Origin of the sequence: Streptomyces arenae (genome assembly GCF_022343545.1) — a bacterium.
Lineage (GTDB): Bacteria > Actinomycetota > Actinomycetes > Streptomycetales > Streptomycetaceae > Streptomyces > Streptomyces humi.
In genome coordinates this window covers 23,278-43,117 of sequence record NZ_JAKQYH010000058.1, presented here as the reverse complement: position 1 = coordinate 43,117, position 19,840 = coordinate 23,278, and the positions used below count along the sequence as shown (strand labels likewise).

The following is a 19,840-nucleotide window of genomic DNA, read 5'->3' as shown; positions in this document are numbered from 1 at the left end:
ACCCCACCGCAACCACCGAAACCCACCCACCCGCGGCCRCCGAACCCCACCCCACCGCAACCACCGAAACCCACCCACCCGCGGCCGCCGAAACCCAGCCACCCGCGGCCGCCGGCGGCGAGTCCGCCCCACAGGGGCCACCCGCACCCGACCGCGAGACCGTCACGGGTGGTGCGGGCGGGAACACGAAGGCCGAAGGCGACACGCACGACATCACCTTCGCCACCGAACACACCACCACCCTCACCCCCACCCAGATCGCCCGCCTCGACACGCTCGCCTCCGACACGGCCCAAAGCGCCGCACACCGCGCCGCACACCACACCGGACCCGACCTCCCCACCATCCAGATCACCGGCCACGCCACCGTGTCCCTGGCCGGCCGCCCCCACTTCGGCCGCTCCCTCCAACTCGCCGCCGAACACGCCGCACGCGTCCGCGAGTTCCTCACCCGCCGCCTGGACGCCCACCTGCTCGACCTGGGCTCCCCCCTCACCTCCTCCGCCTTCACGATCAGCACCGAGTCCCACGCCCCGGACCTCACCCACACCACCCCGGACTCCCCCCACCGCGCGGTCGTCACGGTCACCCACCCCCCGGCCACCCCGGCCAACCCGGCCACACCCCACGAACCCCCGAAAACTCCGCCCCTGCGCCCCGCCCAGTGGCGCCACCGGCGCGACCAGGCGGCCTGGGCCGTGCTCCGCACGGAGCGCTACGACCCGGCCCGCGATCCGGCGACCGACCGCCCCGCCCCGGGCCTCCTCGCCGGCCAGGACGTCGTGATCCGCGCGGCGGTCACCCGGATCCAGGCGGACGACGGGCGCTGGGTCCGCAACATCTCCCTGCACCTCCCGGTACGCTTCGGCCACGGATTCGGCCCCGCCGACCTGGCACCGTACCGGGACCGCCTCCAGTCGCTGCTGGACACACACGTCAACAACGGCCGCCGGCTGCCCGGTTCGGGCGACCAGCTGCACATCGACGTGGACCTGGCGCACCGCCCGGACCATCCGGAGGCCGTCGAGATCAGCCGGAGCGAGCGCCCCGAACACGCCTGGGACCAGTTCACGTTCCCCCTCGGGACGCACGAGGGCGTCCGTGACGACGCCCGTGCCGTTCACGAACTGCTGCACTACAGCGGCCTGCCGGACCGCTACCACGACGCCACGACGCTCTTCCGCCGCAACGAGGAACAGGCCGACCGGACCGGCCTCATGGCGGACATCGACACCATCGACGTACCCGACACCTATCTGGGGTCCATAGCCGAGGTCACCGACTCCGGCCCGGTCCTGCGCGACCTGCCGTACACCGAGGACGGAGAGCCGGCCGTCACCGCCCCCGGACTCACCGGCGCCGCGGCCCGCGAGTCCCTTCTGACACCGGACCCGCACCCGGCACCGGACCAGGACCCGTCCGCAGCGCACGCGCACCCGGCCCGGCCGCCCGCCGCCGCACCGTTCACCGGTCACTCCGCCGCGTACGTCGCGCAGTTGGTCCGCGACGTACGGCACGAGAACACCGCCATGGACGGCGGCGGACGCAACTGGAGGGGGCCCGGACGGCCCCGCTTCGACCCGGCCCGGTACCACGTGCACCGTGCGGACGGGGGCCGGGAGCAGCACGAGGTGCCCTGGCGGGACGACGCCTACGTCGTCCTGGCCCGTGCCACGCAGGGCCACATCACCCTGGAGACCCCGAACCGCAAGGTCCGGCTGACGAGCTCCGAGGACTTCGCCGCGCTGCTGGCGGACGACCCGGTCAGGCCGCGGGACGCCGACATCGTGCTGGCCGTACGGGGTTTCGCGGACGCCCCCGCCGGGCTGCCGGAGGCGGTGTTCCGGGCCACCGGGAACCGGGTGTGGACACCGTCGGACGGCGCCCTCGAACTGTCGTCCGTCCGCACGCACGGGGCGACGGTGGAGCGGATCCAGCTCTCCGGTGCCGACCCGCACTGGGCCGCCACCACGGCGGCAGGCCGCGACGAGTTCGCGCACCTGCGGCCCGAGCCGCTGGTCACGGACGCGTACACGGTCCACACCTCCGACGCCGATGCCGTGCTCTTCCACCGGCTGCCCGCCACCCGGATCAGGGCCGTGCACTCCGTCCGGACCGGTCCGGACTCCCCCGCACTGCGCCTGCCCACCCAGGAACTGGGCGTGGTCGGAGCCGGGGACCACCCGCCGGTCCGGATGTCACGGGACCGCACCCTGGCCATCGACGCCGGCGGGCTGAGCCAGCACGCCTACGCCACCGAGCGGGCCGTGGCCCAGGCCAACGCGAAACTGGCGGCCGCCGGCAGCAAGGTGCGGCTGGACGCGGACCCCGAGGTCTCCCTCACCCTGCCCCGGCCCGACGGGCAGGCCGGGCCACCGCTCCTGCGGGTCACCCCGAGGTTCCTGACCCGGTCGGGCCGCTCCGAGGAGGAGGCCTGCCGGGACTTCGCCCAGATGGTGTCCGGCGAGGTCAGGGCCTCGGACGTGGTGTTCCGGGCGCAGCGGCGGGTGGCGACCGGCCGGATCAGCGCGCTGGACACCGCGGAGGTCACCGGCACCCACCATCTCGCCGAGTCCCTCGCCCGGGTCGCCGACGGCGGGATCGACCCGGCGGCCACCGGTCCGGCCTGGGCCGCCGCCCAGATCGCCCGGGACACCCGGGTCGTCGGCGGGCAGGGCGGCTCGCCGACGCCCGGCCGGGAGTACGGCAGTGCGCTCAGCTACCAGCGGGCGGACGATCCGCGCCGGTCCGCGCTGTCCCGGGCGGCCCGGGAGACCGGGTTCAACGAGGGGGCCTGGGCCGAGGTGGGCGAGGGCTATCTCGTCCAGTCGATCAACGCGGCGGACGCGTACGGCAGGCCGACGCTGGAGTTCAACTACGCCAAGCCCGGCGCGAGCAACGGCTCGCACTTCGGCTACCACTTCGCGTCCGTCGTGCTGGCCAGCGAGGACGGCCGGTCCCAGCTCACCCTGGAGAACCACGCCCGGGTCGGCAGGAGCCGCACGGAGATGAACCGGGCGGTCGCGGAGAACCTCCGCAGCTCCGCCGCCGACCTGCGCGAACTGGCCGCCTCGCTGCACGACCGCGCGCGGTACGCGGCACAGGTGGATGCGCCCGCGGAGCGCCTGAAGACCCTCAAGTCCTGGGCCCGGGTGGCCGACCTGCTGGTCACGGCCAGGGAGGCCCACGACCGGCGGGCGCCCGCGGCGGAACAGGAGAACGCCCGGCGGCAGGCCGCCTCCGCGATGCTCGGCACCGCTCCGATGATCGACGGGAAGGCCCAGTGGTACTTCCGTTCGTACGGCAAGCGGCCCGGGGAGACCATGCACGAGTCGCACGCGGAGCTGCTGTCCGACCACGTCTCCGCCGAGGCGAACCCGCTGACCCTCGTCGTCCTGCACGGGCACGCCGAGTCCGCGCCGGAGCACCGGTTCATCCCGTTCGACGAGTCGGGCGACATGGCGGACTCCGCGGGCTTCAAACTGGACTTCCTGGCCGAACACCTGGTCCGCACCGGGCTCTGGAACGAGGCCCACGGCCTCCCCCTGCCCACCGTGCGGCTGACCGCCTACGACGGTGCCCCCGGGCCCCGTCCGGACCTGGGGACCACCACCGCCATGGCCACCCGGGTCCGCGCCGAACTGCGCGCCCGGCTGGCGGCCCTCCTGCACGCCCGTGGCTCATCCACCGACCCCGAGGCCTTCACCGTCTCCCTCACCACCGGCCTCGACACCGGCGACGGTCGGCCCCGCACCCGCCAGGTCACCTTCGAGGTGAACCACTGGCGCGCCCAGCACGACGCCACCCCCTGACCGGAGGCCCGCCACGAAAGAACCCGCCACGCCTGGGCGGGCAGGTCATGGACACGGGCGCTACTTCCCACCCAGAGCCGTCCGGGAGGACGAGCCCCTCACCAGGGTGTCACCGGGCACCGCCCAGCAGTCCGGCCCGCCGCCCTGGCGCGGCCAGACCTCGGGACCGCCGCCGTACCACTCGATGAGGCCCGACTCCGCCACGTCCAGTTCGTCGCCGCGCACGAGCCCGGCGTCCCGCAGGAGCAGCGTCAGCTCGCGAAGCGAATACGCCGTGCCCAGGAACCGGCCGTCGAGGCAGACCCGGCGGCCTCCTGACCCACCGGGCGCGGCCACGGACGCGGAACGCTGCACCATGGACTCAGCTTCTCGCCGTCGGGGCCGGTCCGCATTCCCGGGCGGCCGCTCCCCCGGCGGCAGGTCCGCATTCCCGGGCGGCCGCCCCCCTGGTCGCGCCCGGTCACGACGTGGCGTCCGCCAGGTCCGCCCGCACCTTGAGGACCTTGTCGGAGCCGGTGAGTTCCAGCAGGCGCCGCAGCTGCGCCGGCGGCGCGACCACCCGCAGGTCGGTCGTCCGGTGGACGCTGATCAGCAGGTTCAGGAAGGTCGAGTCCGCGAAGCCGACGCCGGCGGCGTCCACCACCACCGTGGGGTACTTCTCGGCGGCCGACAGCAGGGCGTCCGCCAGCGGCGTGATCGAGGCCGGGTCGTAATCGCCGTGCGCCACGAGGACCGGGACGCCCCGGAACTCGTACTGCACCACCTCGAGCGGCCCCGAGCGCCCCTGGCCGCCCCGGGCGGAGCCGTCGTCGCTCCCGGCCGAGTGCCTCATACCCCCAGTATCCCGCGCCGTCCCAGGACGGCGACCGGCATGGCGGCCGCTGTCCTGGGAACTCCGCGGCCATGGGTCTCAACCACGACGAAGCACCGGTTCTGGACGCCCTCGCCCGCTACCACGACGCCGATGAGCTGGGGTTCTCCCCACCAGGGCACAAACAGGCCCGCGGTGCGGACCCACGTGCGCGGGCGGTCCTCGGCGACGCCGTGTACCTGGGTGACGTACTGGCCAGCGGGGGGCTCGACGACCGGCTCTCCCGGCGCGAGGTGCTGGAGCGGGCCGAGAAGCTGATGGCCGACGCCGTGCACGCGGACCACACGTTCTTCTCCACCTGCGGCAGCTCACTTTCCGTCAAGGCAGCGATGCTCACCGTGACCTGTCACGGCCGGAGCCTGATCGTCGGCCGGGACGCCCACAAGTCCGTGATCGCCGGACTCATCCTGTCCGGCGTCGAACCGATCTGGGTCGAACCCGAGTGGGACCCGGAACGCCACCTCGCGCATCCCCCGTCGGCCGCCGCCTACGAGAAGGCGTTCACCGAGCACCCCGAGGCGGACGGCGCCCTCGTCACCAGTCCCACCCCGTACGGCACGGCCGCCGACCTGCGCGGCATCGCCGAGGTCTGCCACCGCCGGGGCAGGCCCCTGATCGTCGACGAGGCGTGGGGCGCCCACCTGCCCTTTCACGACGCGCTGCCCTCCTGGGCGATGGACGCGGGCGCCGACGTCTGCGTGACCAGCATCCACAAGATGGGCAGCGGCCTGGAACAGGGCTCGGTGTTCCACCTCCAGGGCGATCTGCTCGACCCCGCCGAACTCGCCTCCCGCGCCGATCTGTTGGGCACCACCAGCCCCAACGTCCTGCTGTACGCGGGGATCGACGGCTGGCGCCGGCAGATGGTCCAGCACGGCCACCGCCTCATCGACGACGCGCTACAGCTCGCGGACCGCACCCGCGCCGACATCGAGAAGATCGACGGTTTCCACGTGAACGACGCCGACGACTTCTGCGGACCCGGCCGTGCCGCCGCCTTCGACCCCCTGCCGGTCGTCATGGACATCGGGTCCCTGGGCACCACGGGCTACCGGGCCGCGGACTGGCTGCGCGAGCACCACCGGCTCGACATGCACCTCTTCGACCACCGGCGGATCAGCGCCCAGCTCACCCACGCCGACGACGACCGCACCACCGCCCGGCTCCTCACCGCGCTGCGTGATCTCGCCGACCACGCGGCCGAGTTGAGCGACGCACCACGCGTCGAGGTACCCGCCCCGGGCGAACTGCGGATGACCCAGGCCCTGCTGCCCCGCGACGCGTACTTCGCGGACCATGAGGACGTCCCCGCGCACGGCGCGGCGGGGCGGGTGGCCGGCGAGATGATCACGCCGTACCCGCCCGGCATTCCCGCCGTGCTCCCCGGCGAACGCCTCACCGAGCCGGTGCTGCGCTACCTGACCACCGGAGTCGCGGCAGGCATGAACCTCCCCGACGCGGCCGACCCCCACCTGAAGACCGTCCGGGTAGTGACAGAGTGACGCCACCACCCGTTCCGGCACCGCGAGCCCCGCGTCGCTCCAGCGAAGCGGACGCGGGGTCCGGGACAGGGCTCCGGGACTGGCAGGCGACGGCGAGGCCGAGCAGACCGGTGCCCGGGCCGAGGCGGTGGACCCCTGCCACTCCACCACTCGGCCCGCACACCGAGTTCGGGGCACGAGTCGCCCCGGACGCCGGAATCGGGGTACGAGTCGACCCGGACGCCGGTTCGGGGTACGAGGGCCGTGTCAGTCGGTTGCGGGGGTCGGCCGCTCAGGGGTGATCGGGTCGCTGGTCCGGCGGCACTCCGCCGCCTTCGCCGCCGCCCCTGGCCCCTTTGTCGGTGCCGTGGGCGTGGCCTTCACCGGTGTCTTCGGTCTGCCGTGCCTTGAGTTCACCGCTGTCCTGCGGGGTGGCACCGCCCTTGCGGCTGCGCCTCTGCTCGGGCTGCTGGGGATTGGACATGTCCGGTTCCTTTCTCCGCTCCGGAAGGGGATCGCCGTCCCGAGTTCCCAGAAGCCCCCGTCCGACCCACCGATCCCAGGACCCGATCACACGCCCACCCATCCCAGCGACCCGATCACACGCCCCCCGTCCCAGCGACCCGATCACACGCCCCCCGTCCGAGCGACCCGATCACACGCCCTCCGTCCCAGGGACCCGGCCGCACGGCGGCGGTCCGAAAAGCACCGCGGCCGGGTTTGCGCCGCCCGGACGAGGTAACCGACCCACCGGGGCGAGCACGCCCCGACCAGTGCACCCGCCCACGACGGTCCGTCCGCCCCCGCCGAGTCCACCCGCCCGCGAGGGTTGGTCCGCCCCCGGCGGATCCGGCCGCCCAGGACGAATCCGGCCGGCCCTCCGGCGGGTCGGCTCGTCCACGGCACCGTCCCGGCCAACCCGATGAGGAAGGGGTTCATGAGTTTCGTCGGCTTCACCCTCGGCGAGCTGCGCACGGTCGGCCGCTCGATCCGCAGGTCGGTCACCGAGCGGGGACCGGAGCGGGAGACCGCCGTGCAGTCGCTGAAGGCGGCGGCCGCCGCGGTCCTCGCCTGGGCGCTGGCCGGCTGGTGGTGGCACGCCCCGTTCGCCCTCCTCGCGCCGTGGACCGCCCTGTTCCTCGTCCAGGACACCGTGTACCGCTCCCTGGTCGCCGCTCTTCAGCAGTTCACGGTGGTGATGCTGGGCACACTGCTGGCCGCCCTCGCGGGAGTCGTGACCGGCGACACCCTGGCCGCGCTCGCGCTCGCCCTCCCCGCCACCGTCCTCCTGGGCACGTACGCACGCTTCGGCGCCCAGGGTCTCTACGCCCCCACCGCCGCCCTGTTCGTCATCGCCTACGGCTCCTACGGGCCCATGGACATCGTGCACCGGCTGCTGGAGACCGCCCTCGGGGCGGCCGTCGGCCTCTGCGTCAACGCTCTGGTGCTGCCCCCGGTCCACGACCGCCGGGTCCGGCGGCTGCGCCGCCAGCTGGCCGCCGAGAGCGCCCGGCTCCTCACCGACGCCGCGGACCGGCTGGCGACCCGCGAGGCGGCGGACGCACCGGACGACTGGGACGACCGGGCCCGCTGGCTCGGCGACGTCCTCACCGACCTCCGGACGGCCCGCCGCTGGTCCGACGAGAGCCTCCGGCTCAACCCCCTGCGGCGGTTGCGGCACCGCACGGACCCCGGGCGGACGGCGCCGCCGCGGCCCGCCGTCCCGGACACCGCCTGGTACGACCTCACCGACCGGCTGCTCGCCCTGATGCGCGCCCTCATGGACATCGAGACCCGCCCCGACGCCCTGCCGCCGGACGCCCTGGACCCGCTCCTGGCCTTCCTGCGGGGCGCCGCCCTCGCGGTGAGCGGCCCCGACGACCCCCGTACGTCCGGTGCCCGGCCCGACGCGTCGGACGGCCTCGACCGCGCCCGCCGGGCCCATCGTGAACTCCTCGGGAGCCTCGCCTCCCCCGGTGCGCTCGACACCGAACAGGCAGCGCTCCGAGCCGCCTCCGGACACGTCCTCACGGCTCTGGAACGGGCCCGCCCGGACCCCGCCGAACCCGCCGCCCACCCTGACTGACCGGCGCCTCCACCCACCCCCGCTAACCGGCGTCCGGGGCATCCGGCGGTTCCGGGCGGATGAGGAGCAGGGCCACGTCGTCGGCCGGATCGCCCGCGTGGTCGAGCAGCCGGTCGGCCATCCGGTCGAGGTCCGTGGGGTCCGTACGGGCGACGAGCCGGGCGAGGGCCGCGACCGCGTCGTCCGGATCGAGGCCGGGGTGCTCGATGAGCCCGTCCGTGTAGAGGACGAGGACCGAACCGGCCGGCAGCCGGTGCTGGACGGCCGGGTAGTCGGCCTGCCGCTCGATGCCCAGCAGGAGGCCCGCGGGGACGCGGAGTACGTCGGTACGGCCGTCCGGGTGCCGGAGCACGGCGGGCGGGTGGCCGGCGCTGGCCAGGCAGATCTGCCCGCGGGCGAGGTCCAGGTGGGCGTACAGGCAGCTGGCGAACCGGTCGGAGTCGAGGCCGCCGAGCAGCCGGTTGGTGGTGCCCAGTACCTCGCCGGGAGCGGCGCCGGTGGCCGCGTGACCGTGCACGGCGGTCCTGACCTGGCCCATCAGCGCCGCCGCGTCGATGTCGTGCCCCTGGACGTCGCCGATCACCGCGGCGGCACGGTCGTCGTCCAGCCGGATCAGGTCGTAGAAGTCGCCGCCCACCTCCAGTCCGTGGCCGGCCGGACGGTAGCGGGCCGCCGCGCTCAGCCCCGGGACGGACGGCAGGCGCTGGGGCAGCAGGGCGCCCTGGAGCCGGTGGGCCACGGCGTACTGGGTGTCGTAGAGACGACCGCGTTCGAGGGCCTGCCCCACCAGCCCCACGAGCGCGGTGAGCGCGGCCCGTTCGGCGGGCGGGAAGTGCTGGGGCCGGTCGTAGGCGAGGACCAGGGAGCCGATGGCACGGCCGGAGGCGACGAGGGGCAGGAACGCCCAGGACGACTTGCCGTCCAGGTGGACGGCGTGCGGGTAGGCCTCCCGGAGCTCTTCGAAGCTGGTGAAGAACTCCGCGGCGCCCGTCTCGAGCACACGCACGGCGGGCGTGTCCTCGGTGAGCTGGAGATCGTCGAAGTACTCCATCAGCTCCGCCTCGTAGCCGCGGTGGCCCAGGATCCGCAGGCGGCCGTCGCGCTGCGCCATGAGGGCCATCGCCGTGGCGCCGAGCGCGGGCATCAGCTGGTCGGCGGCCTGGTTCACCACGTCCTGCGCGCCGACGGCCTCGGTGAGGGTCCCGGCCAGGTGCATCAGGTGGTACAGGAGGCTCGCCCGGCCGGGTCCGGCGGTGGAGTCGGCCGGATCGGCCGCCAGGCGGGGCGGCTCGGGCAGCGGATCGGCGCCGAGACCGGCCCGGATGATCCGGACGCTGATGCCGCACGGGTCGGGGTAGAGCTCGAAGACGAGCAGGGTGCCCGGTGGCCGGACCGCCGTGAAGGACGTCGGCTGTTCGCTCATCACGGCGCGGCGGTAGCGGTCCTCCACCTCGGCCACGTCCAGCCACGGCAGCGCCTCCCAGGGGAGGGTCCCGAGCAGGTCGGCCGGGTCCGCCCCGAGGATCCGGGCCGCCTCGGGTGTGAGGAACGTGAACCGGCCGGTCCCGTCCAGGGCGCAGGCACCGCCGGGCAGCCGCTCGATGAACGCGGCCAGTTCGCCGGCGTCGGCGGGCGGCGTGCGGGGCCACGAGGGGTGCGGCAGGCTGCGCGGCTGGGAGGCGGGGCGGACACGCTCCTCGGGTGCTTGCCCGAGCAGTTCGCCGAGGCGACGGCAGCCCGCCTCGACGGCGGTGCGTTCACCGGCGCCGAGCCGCGGCGGGTGGGCCCCCGGCCACAGCAGCACCAGGCCGCCGACGGGTGCGTCCCCCGCGAGCAGGGGCCCGGCGGCCAGCGCGAAGTCGTACGGCAGGACGAGGGCCGTACGCGGGTAGCGGCGCGCCATCTCCTCCATGTCACCAACCCACACCAGCCGCCGGTCGCGCACCGCGTCCGCCACCGCCACCCGGTCGGTCAGACCGACCCTGGTCCACGGGACCGCCATCTCCCGCGGCCCGCCCGTGAGCGCGGTCAGCCACAGCGCGTCCGCGCCGGGCGGCAGGACGTAGAGCAGCCCTCTGGAGGCCGCGCTCTCCTGGACCACTTGCAGGAGGGCCGCGTCCAGCGACTCGGTGGCGCCGCTGTGCTGCGCCACGCGTCGGCTCACGCCGCCTCCCAGGAATCACCCGCCCGGCTCGGGCGGGGCACCCGTCCACCGGTCAGTGCCATTCCGTACCGCATACCGGGTTCCCCGGACAGAACGACCCATCCTCCCTGGGAGAGCCACGCCCCGCGGGCCGCGGCGGGTCAGGAGCCGTGGAGGGTCAGGAGCCGCGAGGTGGCTCAGGGCACCGTGGAGGGTCAGGAGCCGTGGAGGGTGCGGTGCGGTGAGTGGCCGTAGCAGCTGCGGTAGAGGGCGGCGAAGCGGCCGGGGTGGTGGAAGCCCCAGCGGGCCGCGATCTCCGTGACCGTGGCGCCCTGGCCGGGGTCGGCGGCGAGCAGGGCCTGGTGGACGTGGGAGAGCCGCACCCTGCGCAGGTGGGCGAGCGGTGTGGTGTCGAGGTGCCGGCGGAAGGCGTACTGCAGCGCCCGGACGGTCACATGGGCCGCGGCGGCGATCTCGGCGACGGTGACGGGCTGGTCGGCGTGGTCGTCGATGTGGGCGAGGGCCCGGCGCAGCGCGGCCGGGTGGGCGTCCCTGCGGTCGGCGGCGGTCGGCTCGGTCAGCGCGGTGTTCGGGAAGGCGGCCAGGACGCTCGCGGCGAGGTGCTGGGCGGCCGTGGCGGCGACCAGCGGCTGGTCGGCGACGGCGGGCACGGCCAGCACATGGTCGCGGAGGTAGATGATCGCCTGCCGCAGCTGGTCCGCCGCCGCCGGCGAATGCGGCCGGTGCCCGGTCAGCCGGACCGTCCCGGACCCGGACGCGTCCGCGGCGACCTGTGTCAGCAGCGCGGGGTCCAGCATGGTGATGTTGTAGCGGGCACTGCAGATCCGTCCCGCGTACGGCAGCTCGGGAGGCGCGAAGGACACCACGTCACCGGGGCCGAAGGAGTCCCGCACCCCCTGGAACGCGTGGTCCTCGATAGTGCCCTCGTGGACGACGCACAGACAGATCCGGCCCAGGGGCGTGACCGAGTAGCTCATGTCGAAGTCCAGGTCGAGTTCGTCGACGCTGACCGAGTCGATGGCACTGCGGTCGATCCGGGCCCGGCTGGTCCCGCTGCTGCCGTTGCCGATGCGCATTCTGGCGTAGGCGCGGCTGAGGAACTCCTCGGTGCGCCCCAGGTCGTCGCTGTCGAAAGTGAGCGTCTGCACGCGGTCCCTACCTCTTTGGCCACGGTTCGTCCAACCCTCGCAGGCTACGACGGTCCGTCGTCGCACACGGCCGTTCCGGCCGGACCGGCGGCCTTTCGTTTTCCGGACAACCGCTCGTCAAACCGTTCGCTGCGCGGCTGGTGGGTGCCGCTCGCGGCGGCGGAGGGTGGATCGGAACATGTGGGTTCCGGATCGCGCGGACCACCGCTCGTGGGCACGGGAGAGGCGGAGCGGCCGTACATGACGGGCCATCAGGACCTGCACGACAAGATCGCGGTACTCCAGCGGGAAGTCGACCAGCTGCGCCACGCGCTGGTCTCGCACGCCGTCGTGGACCAGGCCATCGGTGTGCTGCGGGCGGTGCACGGCCTGGGCGGCCAGGAGAGCTGGGACGTGCTCCAGCAGGTCTCCCAGAACCTCAATGTCAAGCTGCGGGAAGTGGCGGCGGACGTCCTGCGGTGGGCCGATTCCGGGCGGCTGCCGGCTCGGACGGGCCCGGCCCTGCGGGAGGCGGTGGCCGCCGCGGGCCCGACTCCGTCCAGGCCCGCCCTCACGCCCTGGCGGCACCCGTCCGAGGAGCCGGAAGCGCGGCCCCCGGAGCCCGGTACGCGCTGCGTCGGCACCGACGCACAGCCTCGCTGAGCGGGTGACTTCTCGGTCGGCACGTGGGCAGAAGTGCGGAGACGAGGCTGCTTCGGCCGGGGCGAAGGATGAGGTGAATGGGGTGGACTGGAGCCGTTTCGCGCACCAGATGGCGACCATGGCACGTGACCTGCTGGCGCAGGAGACCGTGGAGGCCACACTGGAGCGCATCACCGCGTCGGCGACCGAACTGGTGGACGGCTGCGACGCGGCCGGCATCCTGATACTGCACGACGCGAAGGTGGAGACCGTCGCCCCCACCCACCGGCTGGTCGGCGAGAGCGACCTGCTGCAACAGCGGCTGGGCGAGGGCCCCTGCTTCGACGCCGCGCACAGCGCACACGGCGAGCGCGTCTTCCGCATCCCCGACCTCACGACGGCGGAGCAGCGCTGGCCCGGTTTCGCCCCGCAGGCCCACCAGCTCGGCGTGGGCAGCATGATGGGCTTCCTGCTGTTCACCGGCGACGAGGACCTCGGCGCGCTGAACCTCTACTCCCACAGGCCCGGCGCGTTCACCGAGACCAGCGAGCTGGCGGGGGTGCTGCTCGCGTCCCACGCCTCGGTGGCCTTCTCCTCCGCCCGCACGCACGCCCAGTTGGAGCGGGCGGTCGCCACCCGGCATCTCATCGGCGAGGCGATGGGCATCATCATGGGAAGCCACCGGCTCACCGAGGAGGAGGCGTTCAACGTGATGCGCCGCTACTCCCGGACCAACGACCTCAAGCTGAGCGAGGTGGCCCGCCGGGTCTGCGAAGAAGGCGCCCTGTCGTGAACACCACGCTCCCCGTCACCCGCGCACCCGGTCGCGTTTCCGGCAGGGGGGCGGCACCCGACCTCCCCAGGTGAAGCACCGCTCCCCCCGCCAACCCGCCCCGACTACCCCCGAACCCCCGCCTCACACCTCCAACCCCACAAACAACATCGGCGATCTCACACGTCACGACCGGCCGGCCGAAGCCCCAGGAACGCCGATCCCCCAGAAGAACGCAAAAACCCCAGGTCACTGGCTGCGTGCCCTGGGGTTTGGTGGAGCCGCTTTCGGGATTCGAACCCGAGACCTACGCATTACGAGTGCGTTGCTCTGGCCATCTGAGCTAAAGCGGCGCGTCGCCCGCACTATGGTGCGATCAGCGACGTCGGTAAGTCTACACAGTTTCCGGGGGTGCTCCGAACACACCCCGGAGCGGGTGCTCCGGGGCCTGCCGCAGGGGCTATGAGCAGCGTTTTCCCTCCGCCGGCGGAGTGCCCTTGAGGAGATAGGTGTCGATCGCCGAGTCGATGCAGGCGCTGCCCCGGCCGTAGGCGGTGTGGCCGTCGCCGACGTAGGTGAGGAGGCGGGCCGAACTGAGCTGGGCGGCCAGGGACTGCGCCCAGCGGTAGGGGGTCGCCGGGTCTCGGGTGGTGCCGACCACGACGATCGGAGCGGCGCCCTTCGCCTCGATGCGGTGCGGCTGCCCGGTCGCCCGCACCGGCCAGTACGCGCAGTTCAGCGAGGCCCACGCCAGGTTCGGGCCGAACACCGGGGACGCCTTCTCGAACTCGGGCAGCGCCTTCTCGACCTGCGCGGGGCCGGTGAAGGCGGCCGGCAGGTCCAGGCAGTTCACCGCCGCGTTGGCGGACATCAGGTTCGAGTAGCGGCCGTCGGAGTCCCGCTCGTAGTAGCTGTCGGAGAGAGCGAGCAGGCCCGCGCCGTCGTTCTCCTTCATCGCCGCGTGCAGCGCGTCACGCAGCTGCTCCCACTCCGCCTGGTCGTACATCGCCGCGATGACGCCGGTCGTGGCCAGGGACTCGGTGAGCTTGCGGCCGTCCGCGTCGCCGGCCGGGACGGGGTGTGCGTCGAGCTTCTGGAAGAACGTCCTCATGTTGTCGGCGATCTGCTCCGGCGTGCTGCCCTTGGCGCCGAGCGGACAGTCGGCGCGCTTGGCGCAGTCCCTCGCGAAGGACTGGAACGCCGTCTCGAACCCGGCCGTCTGCTCCAGGTTCAGCCGGCGCGCGGACAGCGACGGGTCCATCGCGCCGTCCAGCACCATCCGACCCACCCGCTCCGGGAACAGCCCCGCGTAGGTCGCGCCGAGGAACGTGCCGTACGACGCCCCCACGTAGTTCAGCTTCGGGTCGCCCAGCACCCCCCGCAGGATGTCCATGTCCCGCGCCGAGTCGACGGTGGAGACGTGCCGCAGCAACTGCGCCGAATGCGTCCCGCAGGCCTCCGCGAACTTCTTGTACGCGTCGACCAGCTGGTTGGTCTCCCGCTGGTCGTCGGGGGTCATGTCGGTCTCGGTGAACGCGTCCATCTGCCTGCCGTTCAGGCATTCGACGGGCTCGCTGCGGGCGACCCCGCGCGGGTCCACCGCGACCATGTCGTAGCGCGCGCGCACCTCGGCGGGGTAGCCGATGCCGGCGTACTGCTGGAGGTAGTCCACCGCCGAACCGCCCGGCCCGCCGGGGTTGACCAGCAGCGAACCGAGCGGCTTCGCCTTGCCGGTGGCCTTCTTCCGGGCCACCGCCAGCCGCACGTCACCCGCGCCGGGCCTGGCGTAGTCCAGCGGGACCTTCATCGTGGCGCACTGGAAGCCGGGGACACCGCAGTCGCGCCAGCTGAGCTTCTGGTCGTAGTACGACGCCAGCGCGGACGGCGTCGCCCGGGGCAGCGCGGCCAGCTGGGCGGTACCGGCCGCGGTCGCCGCCGTCGACGTGGTCGCGCTCCTCGAGGCGGAGCATCCGGAGGCGAGGAGGGCGGCGGCCGAGAGCAGGGCGGCCGCCATAGTCCGGGTGCGGTGGGGCCGTGGGCGATTTCGGGTCTGGCGGGGGATTCGCCTGATGTGCATCAATCGAGCGTAACGCCGAGGAATGATCTCCGTGCCGTGCGTCGCGAGCGTGGCTCGTACGGGTGACCCCGGTCAACCGCATACGTGCGCACCGGGTCCCCGGGGCGATCAGCCCGCTCTCAGCGCCATCGTCATGGCCTCCACCGCCAGCAGCGGCGCCACGTTGCGGTCCAGGGCGTCCCGGCAGGCGGCGATCGCCTCGATCCGGCGCAGCGTCGACTCGGGCGAACCGGCCCGGGCCAGCCGCTCCAGGACGTCCTCGGCGTCCGCGTTGGCGATCGCGACCCTGGAGCCCAGCTGGAGGGCGAGGACGTCGCGGTAGAAGCCGGTGAGGTCGGTGAGGGCGACGTCGAGGCTGTCGCGCTGGGTCCTGGTGCGGCGGCGCTTCTGCATGTCCTCCAGGTCCTTCATCACGCCCGCCGTGCCGCGCGGCAGCCTGCCTCCCTGGGCCGCGCCGAGCGCCGCCTTCAGCTCCTCGGTCTCCTTGCCGTCCATCTCCTCGGCGAGCTGCTTGGCGTCCTCCCCCGCCGCGTCCACCAGCTCCTGGGCGGCCTTCAGGCAGGCACCGACCTCGTCCAGCCGCAGCGGCAGCCGCAGTACGGCCGCGCGGCGCTCGCGGGCCGCCGGGTCGGTGGCCAGCCGGCGGGCCCGGTCGACGTGGCCCTGGGTGGCGCGGGCGGCGCTCGCGGCGGCCTCGGGTTCGATTCCCTCGCGCCGGACGAGCATGTCGGCGACCGCCTCCACGGACGGCGTGCGCAGGTTCAGGTGACGGCATCGGGAGCGGATCGTGGGCAGCACGTCCTCCAGCGAGGGGGCGCACAGCAGCCAGACCGTCCGGGGGGCGGGCTCCTCCACCGCCTTGAGGACGGCGTTCGCCGACTTCTCGTTCAGCCGCTCGGCGTCCTCGACCAGGATGATCTGCCAGCGGCCGTTCGCCGGGGACGTGTACGACTTGCGGACCGTGTCCCGCATGTCCTTGACCAGGATCTCGGCGCCGACGGCGGCGACGGTCGTGACGTCCGCGTGGGTGCCGACCAGCGCGGTGTGGCAGCCGTCGCAGAACCCGCAGCCGGGGGTGCCGCCGAGGGCGCGGTCCGGGCTGACGCACTGGAGGGCGGCCGCGAAGGCCCGCGCCGTCTGGTCACGGCCGGCGCCGGGCGGGCCCGTGAACAGCCAGGCGTGGGTCATCTTCGACGACTCGGGCAACGGCCGGTCGGCCGCCGCCGCGGTGACGAGGGCGTCGGCGTCCCGGGCGGCGGCGGTGAGCACCTCGCTCACCCGCTCCTGCCCGACGAGGTCGTCCCATACGGTCATGGGTCACGCCGCCCTTTCCTCACAAACGCCACCGAACAACACCACCGAACAACATCACCTAACGAACCTCACCGATACGGGCGTCACCGCTGCACGCGTACAAACGCCACCGGTACACGCGTCCGGTCCGGCTTCCCTGTCCCGCTTCCATTGTGCGGGCGCCCACTGACAACGGGGGCGGCACCCGTAGGCACCACCCCCGCGCACTCGTACCGCCCGGCGCGGCGGTGCCTCAGCCGCGCCGCCCGCGGCCCCTGCGGCCCCGGTCGTCGTCGGAGTCGGTCCCCTGCTCGTCGTAGGACCCCAGCAGTTCGTCCGCCAGCGACGGCAGGTCGTCCAGCGGGGTCTCCTCCGCCCAGTCGGGCCGGGGACGCTCCCGCCGGGCCGGAGCCTCGGCACCGGCACCGTGGTCGGCGTCGAGCTGCGGCATCTCGCGCGTGCGGTCCTCGGAACCGTCGGGGCCGGCGCCCGTCCGCTCGTCCCGGAAGAAGCCGCGCGGCACCCGGTCCGCCGGGTCGTCCCCGGGCCCCGGGGCGCCGTCACGCACCGGAGGCAGCACCGCCGTCTCGTCGGCCGCGCCCACGGGCGGCAGCACCGCTGTCTCGTCCGCGGCGCCCGGGGTCACCGGAGGCAGCACCGCGGTCTCGTCCGTGGCTCCCCCGGGCTCCTCGGCCGGCACCAGCGGCTGCGGCAGCTTCGCCGTCACCTCCGACTCGGACTCCCGGGCCGCGGGCGCCGGCTCGTCCCGGACCGGACGCAGCACCTTCGTCTCGTCGTCCCGGCCCTCCGGCCGCACCACGGGCGTCGGCACGGTCATCGCCTCCGGAGTGACGCCGGGGGCCTTCGGCTGCGGGGCCGCCGACTGGTGGGCGGCCACGTCCGCCGCTGCCGCCGCCTCCGCCGCGGCGCGCCGCGCCTGCTCGGCCGCGACCAGGGCCTGTTCGGCCTTGCGCTGCTTCTCCAGGCGCCGCTCCTCGGCCTCGGCGCGCAGCCGGGCCTCCTCCTCGGCCTGCTTGCGGCGCCGCTCCTCCTCGGCCTTGCGGCGGGCCTCGGCCTCCGCGCGTGCCTTCTCCTCGGCGAGCAGCCGGGCCTGCTCCTCCTCGGCCCGCTTACGCGCCTCCTCGGCACGCAGCCGGGCCTCCTCCGCCTGCCGTTCGGCCTCCCTGCGCTGCGCCTCCTCCAGCTCGCGGCGCTTGCGCTCCTCCTCCTCGGCACGCAGCTTGGCGAGCTGCTCCTGGCGCTCGCGCTCCAGGCGCTCCTCCTCGGCCTTGCGGGCGGCCTCCTCCTCGGCCTTGCGCCGGGCCTCCTCCTCGGCCTTCTTGCGAGCCTCCTCGGCGGCCTTGATCTCGGCCTCCGACATCGGCAGCACGGTGTCCAGGCGGGCCCGGACGACGGTGGTGACGGCCTCGGCCTCCTGGCCCGCGTCCACCACCAGGTAGCGGCCGGGGTCGGAGGCGGCCAGCGTGAGGAAACCGGCCCGCACGCGCGCGTGGAACTCGGCGGGCTCCGACTCCAGCCGGTCGGGGGCCTCGGTGAACCGCTCGCGGGCGGTCTCCGGCGGCACGTCCAGCAAGACGGTGAGGTGCGGTACGAGCCCGTCGGTCGCCCAGCGGTTGATGCGGGCCACCTCGGTCGGGGACAGGTCGCGGCCCGCGCCCTGGTAGGCGACGGACGAGTCGATGTACCGGTCGGAGATGACGATCGCGCCGCGCTCCAGGGCGGGCCGCACCACGGTGTCGACGTGCTCCGCGCGGTCGGCGGCGTACAGCAGCGCCTCCGCACGGTGCGACAGACCGGCCGACGACACGTCGAGGAGGATCGAACGCAGCCGCTTGCCGACCGGGGTGGCGCCCGGCTCGCGGGTGAGGACGACCTCGTGGCCCTTGGCGCGGATCCACTCGGCGAGGGCCTCGGCCTGGGTGGACTTGCCGGCGCCGTCGCCGCCCTCCAGGGCGATGAAGAAACCGTTGGCGGTGGGCGCCTCGGCCGGGTCGTCGCCGCCCAGCAGCGCGTCCCGCAGGTCGAGGCGGAGCGGTACGCCCGCCCGGTCGTCGACCTTGGCCAGCACCAGCGCGGCCACCGGCAGCAGCAGCGCGCCGACCAGCATCAGGGTGAACGCGGCGCCGCCGTGCGCGAACACGAACTTGCCGTTCTCCAGCCGGTGCGGCCCGATCAGCGCGGCCACCAGGGGCGCGATCAGCGCGCCGAGCGCTATGGCGACCCGGACCACCGCGTGCAGGTGCTCGGTCGTGCGCGCCCGGCGGAAGTCCTCGGTCTCCTGGTCGAGCAGGGTGTGCCCGGTGTTGGCGGCCACGCCCGCGCCGATCCCGGCCAGCGCGACGACCAGCAGGACGGTGGTGACGTCCGGGATCAGGCCGGCGGCCAGCAGTGCGATACCGGTGAAGGCGATGGCCAGGGACAGCAGCCGGCGGCGCGAGAGCGTCGGCAGCAGCTGGGGCGCCGTGCGGATGCCGACGGCGACGCCGCCGGTCAGGGCGAGCACCAGCAGGCCGTACAGGACCGGGCCGCCGCCCAGGTCCTTGGCGTGCAGCACGGAGACGGCGACGGCCGCGGAGACCGCGCCGGCGACGGCCGCGCAGGCCAGCACCAGCAGCGGGATGACGCCGGTACGGCCCGTGTCGGTGCCGGTGCCGGTCCTGGGGCGGCGCAGGCCCTCGAGCGGCGACCGCGCGCGCGGGGTGCGGGTGCCGGGCACCTCCAGGTACACCAGCACCGACAGGGATCCGGCGAACAGGCCCGCCGCCACGTACGAGGCGAGGGCGGCCTGGTGCTGGGCGAACCAGGCGATGCCGGTGCCCAGCAGGTTGTTGACCAGCGAGGCGGCGACGAGCGCGGCCGCCGCGACCGGGACCGCCAGGAAGGTGGTGCGCAGCGACAGCCGGCGCAGGGCGTCCAGGTGGTCGGGCAGCGGTCGTACCGTCGCGCCCTCCAGGGGCGGGGCGGGCAGCAGCGCGGGGGCCGCGCTCTCCCGGCAGACGGTCCAGAAGCGCTCGGCGATCCCGGTGACGAAGGCGGTCACCAGGAGCAGCGCCGGGGCGTTCTGGGGTGTCCAGTCGATCCACAGGGGCGCGATGATCAGCAGGACGGCACGGAGTCCGTCGGCGCCGACCATGGTCCAGCGGCGGTCGAGCGGGCCGTCGGCCGCGGTCAGAGCGGTGAGGGGGCCCAGCAGGACCGCGCCGAAGAGCAGGGTGGCGAGAACGCGCACCCCGAAGACGATCGCCACCGCGAACGCCACACCTCGGTAGCCGCCGCCGAACGAGCCCTCGGCGATGGCCGCCTGGAGCGTGAGCACCACCAGCACGAGCAGTGCCAGGCTGTCGCCCACGCCGCTCACCAGTTGGGCGCTCCACAACCGCCTCAACTCTGGTCGGCGCAACAGCGAGCGGACGGCGCGCTCGCGGGAATCCGCTACCAGCGCGTCGTCGGGGTCTGTCTTGGGGGCCGTTGGCTGCTCGGCTCGCGTCATGCTT

General features: G+C 74.1%; 12 protein-coding genes, 1 tRNA gene and 1 pseudogene. 5 read left to right on the top strand and 9 right to left on the bottom strand.

Annotation, left to right across the window (positions count from 1 at the left end):
- Positions 1–3,812 (top strand): annotated as a pseudogene (locus MB828_RS25995) (hypothetical protein); the annotation flags it as partial.
- A 60-nt stretch (positions 3,813–3,872) separates the two neighbouring features.
- On the opposite strand, the gene MB828_RS25990 reads toward MB828_RS25995, so the two are convergent.
- Together MB828_RS25990 and MB828_RS25985 are read right to left on the bottom strand one after the other, a co-directional pair.
- Positions 3,873–4,169, bottom strand: a complete 297-nt coding sequence (locus tag MB828_RS25990; protein ID WP_343236195.1) for a hypothetical protein — start codon at positions 4,167–4,169, stop codon at positions 3,873–3,875.
- 103 nt (positions 4,170–4,272) lie between these two features.
- Positions 4,273–4,644, bottom strand: coding sequence for an STAS domain-containing protein (locus MB828_RS25985; protein ID WP_301650305.1), 372 nt, complete (start codon positions 4,642–4,644; stop codon positions 4,273–4,275).
- A 71-nt stretch (positions 4,645–4,715) separates the two neighbouring features.
- Between MB828_RS25985 and MB828_RS25980 the strand changes: the two genes are divergently transcribed.
- Positions 4,716–6,185 (top strand): aminotransferase class I/II-fold pyridoxal phosphate-dependent enzyme, encoded by a 1,470-nt coding sequence (locus MB828_RS25980; protein ID WP_301650304.1) that lies wholly within the window; start codon positions 4,716–4,718, stop codon positions 6,183–6,185.
- 271 nt (positions 6,186–6,456) lie between these two features.
- Here MB828_RS25980 and MB828_RS25975 read toward each other — a convergent pair whose 3' ends face one another.
- Positions 6,457–6,648, bottom strand: a complete 192-nt coding sequence (locus tag MB828_RS25975) for a hypothetical protein (RefSeq protein WP_301650303.1) — start codon at positions 6,646–6,648, stop codon at positions 6,457–6,459.
- A gap of 453 nt (positions 6,649–7,101) precedes the next feature.
- On the opposite strand from MB828_RS25975, the gene MB828_RS25970 reads away from it, so the two are divergent.
- Positions 7,102–8,250 (top strand): FUSC family protein, encoded by a 1,149-nt coding sequence (locus tag MB828_RS25970; RefSeq protein ID WP_301650302.1) that lies wholly within the window; start codon positions 7,102–7,104, stop codon positions 8,248–8,250.
- 22 nt (positions 8,251–8,272) lie between these two features.
- Here MB828_RS25970 and MB828_RS25965 read toward each other — a convergent pair whose 3' ends face one another.
- Together MB828_RS25965 and MB828_RS25960 are read right to left on the bottom strand one after the other, a co-directional pair.
- Complete coding sequence (locus MB828_RS25965; protein ID WP_301650301.1) at positions 8,273–10,414, bottom strand: SpoIIE family protein phosphatase; 2,142 nt, start codon at positions 10,412–10,414, stop codon at positions 8,273–8,275.
- Between the two features lie 194 nt (positions 10,415–10,608).
- Complete coding sequence (locus tag MB828_RS25960) at positions 10,609–11,562, bottom strand: helix-turn-helix transcriptional regulator (protein WP_133023311.1); 954 nt, start codon at positions 11,560–11,562, stop codon at positions 10,609–10,611.
- 240 nt (positions 11,563–11,802) lie between these two features.
- Here MB828_RS25960 and MB828_RS25955 point away from each other — a divergent pair, with 240 nt between their 5' ends.
- Together MB828_RS25955 and MB828_RS25950 are read left to right on the top strand one after the other, a co-directional pair.
- On the top strand, positions 11,803–12,204 hold the full coding sequence (locus tag MB828_RS25955) for an ANTAR domain-containing protein (RefSeq protein ID WP_301650300.1): 402 nt from the start codon (positions 11,803–11,805) through the stop codon (positions 12,202–12,204).
- Between the two features lie 82 nt (positions 12,205–12,286).
- The gene (locus MB828_RS25950; protein ID WP_301650299.1) at positions 12,287–12,976 is read left to right on the top strand and encodes a GAF and ANTAR domain-containing protein; all 690 of its coding nucleotides are present in this window, start codon (positions 12,287–12,289) and stop codon (positions 12,974–12,976) included.
- 255 nt (positions 12,977–13,231) lie between these two features.
- Here the strand turns inward: MB828_RS25950 and MB828_RS25945 are convergent.
- The 4 genes from MB828_RS25945 to tmk all read right to left on the bottom strand — a co-directional run bounded on the left by MB828_RS25945 (position 13,232) and on the right by tmk (position 19,836).
- Positions 13,232–13,308: transfer RNA gene (locus MB828_RS25945), tRNA-Thr, on the bottom strand.
- Between the two features lie 107 nt (positions 13,309–13,415).
- Complete coding sequence (locus tag MB828_RS25940; protein ID WP_430381425.1) at positions 13,416–15,032, bottom strand: alpha/beta hydrolase; 1,617 nt, start codon at positions 15,030–15,032, stop codon at positions 13,416–13,418.
- Between the two features lie 108 nt (positions 15,033–15,140).
- Positions 15,141–16,346 (bottom strand): DNA polymerase III subunit delta', encoded by a 1,206-nt coding sequence (locus MB828_RS25935; RefSeq protein WP_301650298.1) that lies wholly within the window; start codon positions 16,344–16,346, stop codon positions 15,141–15,143.
- Positions 16,347–16,578: 232 nt separating this feature from the next.
- Positions 16,579–19,836 (bottom strand): dTMP kinase, encoded by a 3,258-nt coding sequence (gene tmk / locus MB828_RS25930; protein ID WP_301650297.1) that lies wholly within the window; start codon positions 19,834–19,836, stop codon positions 16,579–16,581.
- Between the last annotated feature and the right edge of the window lie 4 nt (positions 19,837–19,840).